The organism is Shewanella sp. 11B5 (genome assembly GCF_002836795.1).
GTDB lineage: Bacteria > Pseudomonadota > Gammaproteobacteria > Enterobacterales > Shewanellaceae > Shewanella > Shewanella frigidimarina.
Genome location: NZ_PJAP01000270.1, coordinates 1 through 13,113, shown reverse-complemented (window position 1 = coordinate 13,113; position 13,113 = coordinate 1). Strand labels below are relative to the sequence as shown.

Below are 13,113 nucleotides of genomic sequence, written 5' to 3'. Positions count from 1 at the left end.
TTTCATCTATTGCAGCCAATCGTTGCTGCGGGTTTTTACCCATTTTACTGCCAATGCTCCAGCCCCATTCACCAAAGCTAGGGACATTATGGTGATACTGCTTTACATTAAATCCAGCCGCAGTCAGTGTTTTTCCGACCGACATAAATGCTTTTTGGGCATGGTAAGGTGAGGTTGATTGCACCGTGATCACGCCATCAGCGCTGAGTAACTCGTTGAGCTTGCGATAAAATAAATCTGAATAAAGTTTATTTAAGTCTGGATGACTTGGGTCGGGTAAGTCAACAATGATGGCATCAAACATTTTGCCATTTTGAATTAGCTTATCGACACCGTTAAACGCGTCGTCGACCATAAGCGTTAAGCGAGGATCGTTTAAGGCATCGCCGTTTAACGTCAGTAATGCATCTCTTAAGTGCTCAGGCATATCTGCCGGAGGCGATTTAAACAGTGCCAGCAAGTCTTTATCTAAATCCATCAAGGTAACGGCTTTTGGTTGCCATTTGAGCACTTGTTTTAGCCCCAAACCATCACCACCGCCAATAATTAACACGTTATCGTGACGTGCGCTGGCAGCTAATGTTGGATGAACTAAGAAGCTGTGATAAATATGCTCGTCGCTGCTCGAAAATTGCAGACGACCATTAATGTATAAATTATAAACTGGAGGCAATTCGCCACCGCGCAAACGTTCAGTAAAGTTGAGCTGCTGGAACCGTGTTGCTTTAGCGTAAACCACATGATCTTTATATAATAGATTATTAAAATGCTGTTCCCAGCTAGGGCCTTTAACCGCGAGTAAGCCAATCACAACGCTGGCAATAATGTGGCCTACTAGCAACCACTTAGCATGACGGATCTGTGCCCAAAATCGCCAAATAAATACTAGCCCAGCGAGTAAATTGACACTGGCGGTTAATGCCGCTGCTAATTGAATATCAATCGACAACATAAAACCAACCCAGATAGCGGCGCCGATACCAGCACCAATGTAATCGGCACCATATATGGTGCCGGCATTATGCAGTAAGTGTGCTTCAGATAAAGATTGCCGAACTCGAGCAATAAGTGGGATCTCCATGCCAATCATTAACCCAAGCAATACTCCCCACACATAAGGTAAGAATTCACTAAGGGTTTGCAGGCTGGCAATAAAGCCACCATTGGGTAAATGATCGGGCGGCAAGCCCAATGTATTGGCGATAGTTAATGGAAGTTGTTGACCAAATCCGATCACTGCAGCGGTAACGATAATGGCAAATGAGCCACATAGTGCCACGGTTAATTCGAGCATGGCAAAGCCTGTAAACGCGCATTTTATTTTACGGGCAGCAAATGCGCCCACACCCATAGACACAATCATTAACCCAATCATGGTGTAAATGGCAGCTTCTAGTGCGCCGAGAATTCGACCGGCATAGTGTGACAGTAAATATTCATAGATAAGGCCACATCCCGCCAGCGAAGCCATGATGCCGAGTAATAAGGCATCATCAAACTTCGATACTTGACGGGATGATAGAGGACTTTGCTGCGAGTCCCCCGGTGTTGTATTGGTGGGAAGTTCATCGAGCAAAGGTGTTGTCATAAATTAAGCCATTAACGCCGTAAGAATAAGAGCAACGGCAATACTAATCGCCATTTCAACGGCTGCAATACCTATGTTGTGTTGTTTTTCGACTTCCTCAGCAAGATTAATTCCGGCTAACACCAGTTTTTTCACTAAGGCGATCAGCAGCGATAATACCACTAGCATTATCAATGAGAATACACACCAACCGATAATGTTGGTTACATAGGCCGTTGGGTCATAAACAATAAAATGGCTTGCCGCATTGAAGCTTAACGCCATGGCTATCATGTAGCCGCTATGGCGCAATGCTAATGCCGTTTGACCTTGAGTTAAGGCTTGCTGCATTGAGGCATCTTGATTACGTTTAGCGTAACGTTTTTCACGTAATCGAGTGAGTATCACTAACATCAGTTGTGAGATCAAAAAGGCACTAAAAATAGCAATGAAGGTATCTAAAGTAATGTCTTCGGCCCACATTAAGACCGCGCGAATGATAATTGCTGTAGCAATAGCGGCAGCGGCATCAACCACAGCAACAGACACGTTACCTTTAAGAATTTCAGCATTTTTAGCAAATTCATTTAAGGCGATTTTATCATGCAAAAAGCGACCTAATTTAATCAATACTAAGCCAAACAAGCCGTAAGCGGACATGCCAATAGCTTCGGTTAAATAAGACGGTGCAGCCTCGCCGGTAATGGCGCCTGTAAGCACAATCCCTAATGCAGCAATTGCACCAGCGGTACTGATACCAAATGCAAAATTGTCACGTTCTGCTAGCTCTGCACTGCTGTTGACTTTAATACTCCAGCCTTGCAAATAACGCATTAGCGCCAGTAAAACGATGGCGATGGTTAAATCAATGGCTAAAATAATCGCCAAATGTTGAGTTAAGCCATATTCTTGAAAAAATGTCATGGTGAGTCCTTACCTATTTTCCACGGCTAACACCGCGACTAGTGCGGCTGCTTGAGTTACGGAAACTGCTGTCTTTTGAATAGCTCGAACGGAATTTACGACTCGCGCTCTGAGTGGTACTACTGGCTTTAGGTGCGCTAGCACTTTGACGCGACAAGCTTGTAGAACCTGTTCGAGTTTTTGCATAAGGGCTGTCGAATCGCTTCCCTTGGCTGTTAAAACGTTTCTTGGTTTGTTCAAAGGTTTTGGCTTGTGATGTCGCTTGTTTGGGTGAGGTATAACGGTAACGTCCTACATCATTATAATAGCTGTAACCACGATTTCCCGACCAACGGTCGTAACCTATTGGGCGAGTGAAGTTAGAAAACATCGCATACATGCCATACCAAGCCCAAATCGACGTGCCACTAGAATTGTTTTGCCAGCTACCATAAGCCGGGTTACCCACAAGCTGACTGCCTGCACCGCTACCGTCGGTCCCATTAGCAAGCGCTTCAGCTTCACGACTGATCGCATTCACTCTGGCGAGTTGCCCTTTAGACATATCGGCAACAACATTGACTGGGTCGGACAGCATATCGTTATACAAGCTGGTGTCAGCGGCTTGATAAATATTCTGTGCTTCAGCTAACTGTTGGTCTAAATCAATAAAATTAGCGCTGTCGTTTAAGTCTTTGTAACGACGCGTTAATGACTTAAACATTGGTCCTTCAGTGCTGGCATCTTTAGCCAATTCTTCGAGTAATGGGGTTAAGTCGGATTGACGCTGAGCGAGAACTCGAGTGTATTGTTTGAGTAACGTCGCATTGCGTAACTGATTGTTGTCGAGCGAACTAGCCAACAGATCAAGTCGTTGTTGGGTCAGTTGCTGGTACTTAGCAATTTGTTCCGGTCTATCGTCACCGCAACCGCCAAGGGCTAGCGTGACAAACAATACCGTTATCAATGTGAGTACACGGGGGAGGTGACCTACCATGTTTTCTCCAAAATGTAGATTTTTCATGTGCTAATTCAATATGACACAGGTTATAGTAATCTTAGTGTCAATGATATTAATCTGATCATTTGACTGACTGATAGATATACCATTCACGACATAATATGTCCAATGTTCATTTTCTTTAGGGGTCATTATTGCCATGCAAAACCAAGGTAACAAAGTATTATCTGCAGCGATGTTAGACAGCGCAGATCGTTACTGGTTAAGACTCTGTGACGTTTGGCCGGAAGCTAAAACAGTACTGACAGCCATACAACAGCAAGAGTTAACGGCCGTGTTTGGGTTAAGTGACTATATGGGTGAGCAGCTTTGTCGTCATCCAGAATGGATTGTGCAGTTATTTGATGGCCTATTAGATGATGTAGTGCGCAGTGAGTTTGATGCGCAGTTACATTCGCTGATAGCGGACTTAACACAAGAAGAGCAGGTTAAGTCTGCCTTACGTCGTTATCGTAATCTGCAAATGGTGCGCTTAGCATGGCGTGACTTCTTAAATTACACCCCAGTAGAAGAATCACTTCTCGACTTATCTGCACTGGCTGAAGCATTGGTGATTGCTGGGCGAGATTGGCTGTATCAAGAGATGTGTCAGCAATACGGTACGCCAACAAGTGCTGAAGGTAATCCACAGCCGTTGCTGATTTTAGGCATGGGTAAACTGGGTGGCCGTGAACTTAACTTTTCATCAGACATCGACTTAATTTTTACCTTTCCAGAACATGGTGAGACCGTTGGTGGTCGACGGACTCAGGCAAATCAGCAATTTTTCATCCGTATGGGTCAACGCTTGGTGAATTTACTCGACCAAGTCACCGTTGATGGATTTGTGTTCCGTGTCGACATGCGATTACGACCTTATGGTGAAAGTGGTCCTTTAGTGGTCAGTTTTAGTGGTTTAGAAGACTATTACCAAGAACAAGGCCGTGATTGGGAACGTTATGCCATGGTCAAAGCGCGAGTGCTTGGACCTTGGTCTGGCTATTGCGATGAGTTGCATGATTTACTGCGACCTTTTGTTTATCGTCGCTATATTGATTTTTCTGCGATTGAATCATTGCGTAAAATGAAGCAACTTATTGCCCAAGAAGTCAGGCGTCGACAATTAACCGACAATATTAAACTCGGTGCCGGCGGGATCCGTGAAGTCGAATTCGTGGTGCAGAGTTTTCAGTTGATACGTGGTGGACGCGAACCTGCATTGCGTCAGCAAAGTCTATTTGGTGCTATTGATACCTTATACAGCTTAGGGCAGTTGGAATACTTAGCCGTTGATGAGCTTAAACACAGTTATATTATATTGCGCCGAGTGGAAAACTTGTTGCAAGCCATTGACGATAAACAAACGCAAACTCTGCCTAATAATGAGCTCGATTGGCAGCGTTTATGTTATCCGCTAGACATGGCTGATGAAGTCGAACTTCGTCAAAAAATTAATCAAGCAATGGTCACTATTCATGGCCATTTCAATGCCACGGTCGGTGGTACTGATAGTCATGAACATAATGACCATTGGACTGCTTTATTTTGGAATGTGCAGCAAGATGAACATGCCAATGCATTGCTGCAAGAGCAACAAGTCGATGATGCAGAATTATGGCAGCTGCTGAGTGAGTGGCGTCAAACTGTGTCTAAACGTTCTATCGGACCCCGAGGGCGTGAGACTTTAGACAAGTTAATGCCTAAGTTGCTTGAAGAGTTAGTGACTCAAACTAAACCGAGCCAAGCGTTTAAACCGGTAGCCAAAGTGCTGGATAAAATTTTAACCCGTACCACCTATCTAGAGCTTTTATGTGAAAACCCAGGTGCTAGACAACAATTAGTGAGTTTGTGTTGTGCAAGCCCTTGGATTGCCCGCGAGCTGGCTAATTTTCCAATGCTGCTCGATGAGTTGATTGATCCGTCGCAATTGTATGACATTACCTCGATTGATGATTACCCGAGCGAATTACGCCAGTATTTGTTGCGTGTACCCGAAGATGACATGGAACAGCAAATGGAAGCGTTGCGGCAGTTTAAACTGTCTCAGCAGCTGAAGATTGCGGCCGCTGATGTTACTGGGGTATTACCGGTTATGCAGGTTAGCGATCATTTAACCTTTTTAGCTGAAGCCATTATTGAACAAGTGGTGTTACAAGCTTGGCATCAGGTGGCATCTCGCCATGGCATACCGGCAGAAACGAGTCCAAGTAACATGGGATTTGCCGTCATTGGATACGGTAAGTTAGGTGGGATTGAACTGGGTTACGGTTCTGATTTAGATTTGGTTTTTTTACACGGCCACACAGGTTCGGGTACCACCGATGGTAAGCGTCCTATTGATAATGGTCATTTCTACCTGAAGTTGGCTCAGCGTATTGTGCATTTATTTGCTACCCGCACAACATCCGGTGAGTTATATGAAGTAGACATGCGTTTACGTCCGTCTGGTGCTTCTGGTTTATTGGTGAGTGAGATTGAGCATTTTGGTGCCTATTTACAACAAGAAGCATGGACCTGGGAGCATCAAGCATTAGTGCGGTCACGTTTTGTGTTTGGTGATTATTCGCTTGCAGGTCGTTTTAGTGATTTACGCGCGCAAGTATTGCAAATAGAGCGTGATAAACAGGTATTGGCTAAAGCCGTCAAAGACATGCGCATAAAAATGCGCGAGCATTTGTTGCAAGTGGAACCAGGGCAATTTGATCTAAAACAGAGTGCTGGTGGTATTGCCGATATAGAGTTTATTGCTCAATACTTAGTGCTAGCGAATGCTCATCAATATCATGAATTAACTATTTGGTCTGATAATGTACGCATTTTTGAAGTGTTGGCGGAGCTGGAGTTATTGCCTATCATGCAAGCCCAGCATTTAACCCAAACCTATTGCTGGCTGCGTGACGAGAATCATGAACTGACATTACAACAGTTGCCTGGCAAATTACCCACACAAAGTGTGCAGCAAAAAACGGACAGTGTAATTGAAATTTATAATGAAATTTTAGCGATTTAAACATTAATAAAAAGAGCATAGGTTGATATTTAGTCACTTAACTGCTTTGATTATAGGACTATTATTTTGATTAAGTAGGTTGTTTAATGCTGCTGGCACCGATACCTGACAATGAATACACTCGACTCGAAACACTTCGAGGGCTGAACGTACTCGACACGATCGCTGAAGAGCGTTTTGATCGTATCACTCGGTTGGCTAAACGATTGTTTTCAGTATCGATTAGTGTGGTGAGTTTAATCGACTCCGAGCGCCAATGGTTCAAGTCTGTGCAGGGGTTGGATATATGTGAAACACGGCGTGATATTTCATTCTGTGGCCATGCTATTAATCAACAACATGTATTAGTTGTGCCAGATGCGCTAAAAGATGAACGTTTTGCCGATAACCCTCTTGTGTTGGCGGCACCTAATATTCGATTTTATGCCGGCTATCCGTTAACTATGCCCAATGGTGTGAGGGTCGGCACTTTGTGCATTATTGATGACAAGCCGAGATCCTTCTCTAAAGATGATGAAGCTGCTTTAGAAGACTTGGGTAAAATTGTCGCAGAAGAGCTACTGTCGATACAGCAAAATACCTTAGATGCGCTAACCGGTATTTCTAATCGTCGCGGCTTTGAATTACTTGCTCATAAAGCGATTGCTTACGGTGATAGGCTTGGTTTTGAAACGTGTTTAATTTTCTTTGATTTAGATTATTTTAAAGCAATTAACGACCAGTTTGGCCATGAAGAAGGTGATACAGCCTTGAAGACATTTGCTGGCTTATTGATCGACAGCTTTCGCGAATCGGATATTATTGCCCGCTTTGCTGGTGATGAATTTGTGGTCATGCTGAGCCAAAGCGATGAAGTCAGCGTTAATAGTGTATTACAGCGTTTTCAACAGTGCATTAATCAACATAATTTGCAAAGCGGTAAACCATACCATTTAAGGTACAGTAAGGGCGTGGCACATCGACAAGCCAGGCAGTCATTATCGTTAAATGATTATTTGGTTAAGGTGGATAAAGCCATGTTTGTCGATAAAGAAAAACATCACCAGAGAACTCAAATTGATGTGAAATAGCGATGATTCGGCTGATGATATTGGTTTACTTATCATTCATATGAAAATTACTCGATAAGAACGCTAAGCTGCTGCAGATAATACACTTGCCGCAACCATTATTCATTTGCACATCCGTCGCGAATTAAATCAACGCTAACAACCATCGTTGACAAGAGCCGTTAACAACAGCCGTTAACATTGATTTACCAGCACGGTTATAAGTGTATTAATGTTCAACTTAATATCTGTTCTATCCACATTTGATAGATAGGTAAGCCAATTAATACGTTTATCGGGAAGGTTATCCCAAGTGATGCCAACATCGCTAAACCAATGTTAGCATCTGGTATTGCTGCCTTAATTGCAGCCGGTGCTGCAATATAAGACGCACTCGCGCTAAGGCCAGCAAGCACTAGAATGCTGCCAGATGGTAAATCAAGTAACACCCCTAAGCCGATACCCGCCCATGCTAGAACAAATGGAATTACCGCAGCAAATACCAATAAGCGCCATTGTTTGTAAGGGATGGGAAAGCATACTTTGGCGGTACTAATCCCCATTTCTAATAAGAACAGTGCTAATAACGTTTTAAAACCACCCAATAACATTGGTGTGAGCGGTGCCATGCCGCTAGTGCCATATATCCAGCCTATGATCACCCCTCCACAGAGTAATACGACTCCGCGGCTTGTCAGTGCTTCGTGCAATACGCTGCCAGCCGAAGAGTGCTTGCTATCACCAGCTACCTTCGCTTGTAGGTAACGGTGTAGCCATAGCATGATAATAATTGCAGGCAATTCGAGGAGTACTAGATACAGCGTTGTTTCTGGTCGTAAAGGCCACTGAGATTGATCGACCATAGTCATCACCACGGCAAATGTTCCCGCACTAACTGAGCCGTAATGGGCTGCAATACTAATGGCCTCTTTTTGCGGTAATTGAATTAATTTTCGCAGTAGAGGATAAAGGCTAAGCGGGATAATGAACCCAAGTGCAATAACAGACAGTAATTCGGAGATTGCTAAATTGGCTGTTTCACCATGCAGTGCCATGCCACCTTTTAGTCCTAGCGTCAGCATAAGCAAGATAGATAGGGTTTCGTAGGTCGCTTTAGGGACTTTTAAATCAGACTTTATCAACCCGGCAAGCAAACCGAGGGCAAAAAAGGCAATCACAATATCAGGCATGGTATAGGTTCTGTCTGTTATAAAGTATCGCGATTCTGCCTTGTTGTGTTAACAAAGGGAAATGTTTTCAGCGAAAAAATACTGCCGAAGTAGACTGGCCGACTCAGGGTTGATCTATTGTTTTGTGCTTTGCAGATCTATCATGTTGTTCTTCGCTGATCTATTAAGTGCAATTGGCGTATAGTATCCTTGAATGACAATGCAAAACATTAATAGCAGAGCATGATATGAAAAATGAAATTGATATTCACCGCGCATTGAAAGTGTTTAACAAAGTCACGCAATATGGTGAAAAGCGGGCGCTTGAAGACGGTCATCATGGTCATGATTATTGGTTATGCGGTATTAGTGCGCAAACGGATCACGATGGTTATACCATTACCTTAGCTGATGCTCAGGTTAGCTTGACGGTATTTTTTCACAATAAGTACCAATTCGATTATCCAACCAATGATGCTCTTGACAACTTTTTACGTCGATTTAGTGACGTTGAAAATTATCAAGCAGCATAAGCTACATCACAGAGTGGCCTGTTAAGCGCTTTATTTCAGTACCGCAGGCCTATTTACGCCCATTGTTGCATTTCAATAAGGCGACTATAAGTGCGTCTGAATTCAAACTGTAATGCCCCATCGACATATAAATCTTCTAAGTTGCAGTCGCTATTGAGGATTAACATCACTTTTTGATCGTACAGTTCGTCCACTAAACTAATAAAACGTCGAGCCGGATCGTCTTCACTGGCATACGCCAGTTGTCGCTCGCCAGTGGTGGTTGCTAGTGCGCCATCTTCAGTGCCGCGAGCTTTAATCCAACTGCGTACTTCACCGCCTAATCTAGGCACATTGCTGAGTAATACATGGCTAAATCGTCCGGCTAATTCAATGTAATCCAATGCCGAACGCGGCCCTTGGCACAACGCTGAAAATTCAAACCAGGCAAGTTGTCCATATTGAGCCTCAATGGCAATAGCACGCTGACAAATTTCAATTGAGTCAGATGTATTTGCTATGCTGGCATTAGCTTGTGGGTATCGTTGACACAAAAGTGTAAACACCGCTTGAGGTGTTATTGTCGACGGTAATGTTAACCAGTGGGCTGATGTTGTTGACGTTGCGGCGCGAGAGTGTAAGCGATGATCGATTTGACCGTTTAAATGAATCGATTGGGTATATTGCAAGAGCAGATCGATAGTGGGTAAAAAACGATCGCGCTGTAAACCATTTTTATATAAGTCAATAATCGGGACATTTGAGGTTGCGACTAAGGTGACGCCTGATTGAAATAAGGTTTCAAATAATCGACCGAGTAAAATAGCATCACCGATGTCTGCAACAAAAAACTCATCAAAACAAATAACAGAATATTTAGCCGCAATCTGCTTAGCAATGTAAGTTAATGGATCACGGATCCCCGATGTTTGATTTAATTGCTGGTGGACCATGGCCATAAAACGATGAAAGTGCAGGCGTAATACGGTTTTATCTGCTTGAGGCTTTGAGTTAGGGATATTTTGATCGCACAGACTCTGGCTACACAAGCTTTGATAGAACAGATCCATCAAAAAGGTTTTCCCTCGGCCGACATCGCCCCATAAATATAAGCCACGGCTATTTTGACTAACCGATAGGCATTGCTGATAAAGCACATCTAGCGCGAGTATGGCTTGCTGCTGCGCAGGATCATCAACAATATTTTGCTGAAGACGTTGCTGGTAAACTTGTAATGGCGACATAGTACTTAGGGTAAATTGTTGATCTGGGTAGTATACCATTAACGACTTACTTTATTATGAAGTGTATTTCCTTTAAGCTCTGGTGATAAAAATAACAATCGATTAACCAAAAGTATTAACCTAGAGTACTACCCCTAACAAGGACCCAAAATGAATAATAAAAATAAGGGCATGACCTATATTGGTGTCGATATGGCGTTGGAAGGTGATATGCACCTCCAAGGCCCTGCAATGATAGCGGGCCAAACTAAGGGGAAAATCAGTTCAACCGATCAAATAAAAATTGAGCCTAGTGGTGTTGTTGAAGGTGAAGTTTTTTGCCAAGAGCTGCGAGTGTCTGGTTTATTTAAAGGTAAATTACATTGTAATAAACTCATTATTGTCAGTTCAGGTATTGTTGAAGGTGAGGTGTCGAGTCATCAAATGGAGATTTATGATGGCGGTCAATTTATCGGCATGCGCACTAAAGGGCCTGAATCGTCGGGGTTACCTCAAGTTGATAGCGAGCGTTTAGCCAGTCAAGGGAAAACGTCTTCAATGTCGGATAACAAAACGCCAATTTCTAGGGGTAAACTTAGCTTGGTGGCGGCAGCTGCTATTGTGATTATTACCGCTATGATTATGCAGCCGACAATCAGCTCTGCGTTAAATCGCACTCAAGCAGCATCTACTGACATGAATCAAGCAAATACCCAGCAATATCCGTTTGCAGAATCGAGCGTGACAGAAGAAAATGCCGCCGCGTTACTGCAAGAAATGGATCAACAGACTTCATTTGCTGAACAAGCCGAGGAGCTAATTAATGCTGGTCAGAGTGATATTAACGTTGCGATGGAAGACTTACATGCATTAGCACAAACCAGTGAAGAATTGGGGGATAGCCAGAATGTGAGTGATAGCGATAATGTTGAGCAGAATGGGTCGACGATAACCACACCCGATAAGTAACCAGATTTCTTATTTCGAGTTCAGAATACAGAATAACTATCAAGCTAATATAAAAAATGGCTTTGTTAATCACAGTGTTTACTGAATTAACAAAGCCATTTTTTGTTATGTTTGCATAAATCCAAACATCTTTATGTCTTATGGATTAATGCTTATGGATTAATCCGAGTTGGCATTCCAGTACGTTGCTCAAGTAATCGTTTTAATGTAAATGAGTCAGTGTCTGGGTGAGCAACAAAGCGAGTCATGGCTTTATCGAATGATAGTGCTACTGGTTCTAACGAATCAAATTCAGCTTGAGTTCGTGACAGTGGCTCATGAACTTCTAAATAGCGGTTACCATCAGGTTCTTCAGTGGCTTTAATCGGTTGGTTAATAAACTCAACACGTGTGCCAACCGGTACGCTATTATATAAATGTTCAATGTCTTCATCGCGTAAACGAACACAGCCAGAACTTACCCGTAAACCAATACCAAACGTGGCGTTAGTACCGTGAACCGCATACAAGTTACCGACATAAAGGGCGAATAAACCCATTGGGTTGTCAGCGCCTGCTGGCCATACAGCCGGTAATGTTATCCCTTTAGCCGCGTATGATTTACGAATATTAACCGTAGGTGTCCAAGTTGGATTAGCGCGTTTACGTTGTACTGTTGTTACCCAATTTTCAGGGGTATCTTTACCAATTTGACCAATACCAATAGGCAATACTTCGACAGTATTTTTACCCTTCGGATAATAATACAAACGCATCTCGGCAGAGTTAATGACCACACCTTCTCTTTTAGCGTTAGGTAGAATTAGCTGATGCGGGATCAATAATGTGCTACCCGGTTTAGGTAGAAATGGATCAACACCTGGATTAGCTTCTAATAAATTAGTCAACCCTAGCTGAAACTGTGAAGCAATTTGCTCTAAGGTTAGTTTCCCCTCAGGAACAACATAATATTGATTTTCACCTACTAAATTACTGCCTTCAGCAGGTAGGCGATATTCAACAGCAGCACTCGAAAAACTTAACACAATGGCTGTCGCAGCAAGTAAAGTAGAGCGTAACGAATTTATCATAAGGATTATATCATTCCAAAACAGGCGTCATATTAGTCAGACTACAATATCTTGCTAAGTTTGACTATTTAGTACAAATAATTAGTACAGATCATTTGTATAGATGGTTAGGGCGCATCGTCACTTATTACGGCTAATATTTCAACTGATTTTTTTCACTTTTTATTTTAATCCTAAGCGTTTAGCTAGCCTATGTAAGTTACCCGAGTCGATTTGCAATTGGCGTGCGGTTGCAGCCCAATTACTCCCTTGTTGACTATATATCTGTTGGATAAATTGGTTTTGAAACTGGTCTGTTGCATCACGTAAGCTTGTTTGTGGTAAAGATGTTACCGACTGTTTAAGCGGAAGGTTTTTGTTTGAATGTATAGCAGTGGACGATGGCTGTGCAAATTCAAAATGACTATTTTTAATGATGCATATACCGTCTTTTTGGCTTTGTGATTTGGCTAATACCGCAGCTCGATGGATGGCATGCTCAAGTTCTCTAATGTTACCAGGCCAATCATATTGCTCGAGTAATTGCAGTGATGAAGGCTCTAACCCCAAATGGGCTAAGTGTAATTGTTGCCGATAGCGCTCGATAAAGAATCCGGCTAACAAATGGATATCTTGTTGACGTTCTCTTAGCGGCGGAACCA

The 13,113-nt window shown here is 42.9% G+C and carries 10 protein-coding genes and 1 pseudogene; 4 read left to right on the top strand and 7 right to left on the bottom strand.

From position 1 onward, the window contains the following. From CXF78_RS04500 to CXF78_RS04490, 3 genes are all read right to left on the bottom strand, one after another. Positions 1 to 1,588: polyamine aminopropyltransferase (locus CXF78_RS04500; protein WP_102036103.1), on the bottom strand; the 1,588-nt coding region annotated here is incomplete at its 3' end. Between the two features lie 3 nt (positions 1,589 to 1,591). Continuing rightward, entirely contained in the window at positions 1,592 to 2,491 is a 900-nt protein-coding gene (locus CXF78_RS04495) for a DUF350 domain-containing protein (protein ID WP_059746645.1), read from the bottom strand. 13 nt (positions 2,492 to 2,504) lie between these two features. Continuing rightward, on the bottom strand, positions 2,505 to 3,467 hold the full coding sequence (locus CXF78_RS04490) for a hypothetical protein (protein WP_011638701.1): 963 nt from the start codon (positions 3,465 to 3,467) through the stop codon (positions 2,505 to 2,507). 163 nt (positions 3,468 to 3,630) lie between these two features. Here CXF78_RS04490 and glnE point away from each other — a divergent pair, with 163 nt between their 5' ends. Beyond that, positions 3,631 to 6,480, top strand: coding sequence for a bifunctional [glutamate--ammonia ligase]-adenylyl-L-tyrosine phosphorylase/[glutamate--ammonia-ligase] adenylyltransferase (gene glnE, locus CXF78_RS04485; RefSeq protein ID WP_180957046.1), 2,850 nt, complete (start codon positions 3,631 to 3,633; stop codon positions 6,478 to 6,480). An 86-nt stretch (positions 6,481 to 6,566) separates the two neighbouring features. Then, positions 6,567 to 7,550: a GGDEF domain-containing protein gene (locus CXF78_RS04480; RefSeq protein WP_102036101.1), complete on the top strand. Its 984-nt coding sequence runs from the start codon at positions 6,567 to 6,569 to the stop codon at positions 7,548 to 7,550. A gap of 215 nt (positions 7,551 to 7,765) precedes the next feature. On the opposite strand, the gene CXF78_RS04475 is transcribed toward CXF78_RS04480, so the two are convergent. After that, positions 7,766 to 8,719: a sodium-dependent bicarbonate transport family permease gene (locus CXF78_RS04475; protein ID WP_011638698.1), complete on the bottom strand. Its 954-nt coding sequence runs from the start codon at positions 8,717 to 8,719 to the stop codon at positions 7,766 to 7,768. A gap of 227 nt (positions 8,720 to 8,946) precedes the next feature. On the opposite strand from CXF78_RS04475, the gene CXF78_RS04470 reads away from it, so the two are divergent. Continuing rightward, the gene (locus CXF78_RS04470) at positions 8,947 to 9,231 is read left to right on the top strand and encodes a DUF3081 domain-containing protein (RefSeq protein WP_011638697.1); all 285 of its coding nucleotides are present in this window, start codon (positions 8,947 to 8,949) and stop codon (positions 9,229 to 9,231) included. A gap of 53 nt (positions 9,232 to 9,284) precedes the next feature. Here CXF78_RS04470 and zapE read toward each other — a convergent pair whose 3' ends face one another. Continuing rightward, entirely contained in the window at positions 9,285 to 10,493 is a 1,209-nt protein-coding gene (gene zapE / locus CXF78_RS04465) for a cell division protein ZapE (RefSeq protein WP_102036100.1), read from the bottom strand. Positions 10,494 to 10,604: 111 nt separating this feature from the next. Here zapE and CXF78_RS04460 point away from each other — a divergent pair, with 111 nt between their 5' ends. Continuing rightward, a complete protein-coding gene (locus tag CXF78_RS04460) occupies positions 10,605 to 11,402 on the top strand; it encodes a polymer-forming cytoskeletal protein (RefSeq protein WP_102036099.1) in 798 nt (265 codons plus the stop codon). 152 nt (positions 11,403 to 11,554) lie between these two features. Here the strand turns inward: CXF78_RS04460 and CXF78_RS04455 are convergent, their stop codons facing one another. Next, on the bottom strand, positions 11,555 to 12,469 hold the full coding sequence (locus CXF78_RS04455; RefSeq protein WP_041413714.1) for a L,D-transpeptidase family protein: 915 nt from the start codon (positions 12,467 to 12,469) through the stop codon (positions 11,555 to 11,557). 165 nt (positions 12,470 to 12,634) lie between these two features. Then, positions 12,635 to 13,113: pseudogene (locus CXF78_RS04450) on the bottom strand (nitric oxide reductase transcription regulator); the annotation flags it as partial.

What these genes read in the sequence shown, in the direction of transcription:
- CXF78_RS04495 (WP_059746645.1), bottom strand. Translation starts at nt 2,491, where the DNA reads ATGACATTTTTTCAAGAATATGGCTTAACTCAACATTTGGCGATTATT.
- CXF78_RS04490 (WP_011638701.1), bottom strand. Translation starts at nt 3,467, where the DNA reads ATGGTAGGTCACCTCCCCCGTGTACTCACATTGATAACGGTATTGTTT.
- glnE (WP_180957046.1), top strand. Translation starts at nt 3,631, where the DNA reads ATGCAAAACCAAGGTAACAAAGTATTATCTGCAGCGATGTTAGACAGC.
- CXF78_RS04480 (WP_102036101.1), top strand. Translation starts at nt 6,567, where the DNA reads ATGCTGCTGGCACCGATACCTGACAATGAATACACTCGACTCGAAACA.
- CXF78_RS04475 (WP_011638698.1), bottom strand. Translation starts at nt 8,719, where the DNA reads ATGCCTGATATTGTGATTGCCTTTTTTGCCCTCGGTTTGCTTGCCGGG.
- CXF78_RS04470 (WP_011638697.1), top strand. Translation starts at nt 8,947, where the DNA reads ATGAAAAATGAAATTGATATTCACCGCGCATTGAAAGTGTTTAACAAA.
- zapE (WP_102036100.1), bottom strand. Translation starts at nt 10,493, where the DNA reads ATGGTATACTACCCAGATCAACAATTTACCCTAAGTACTATGTCGCCA.
- CXF78_RS04460 (WP_102036099.1), top strand. Translation starts at nt 10,605, where the DNA reads ATGAATAATAAAAATAAGGGCATGACCTATATTGGTGTCGATATGGCG.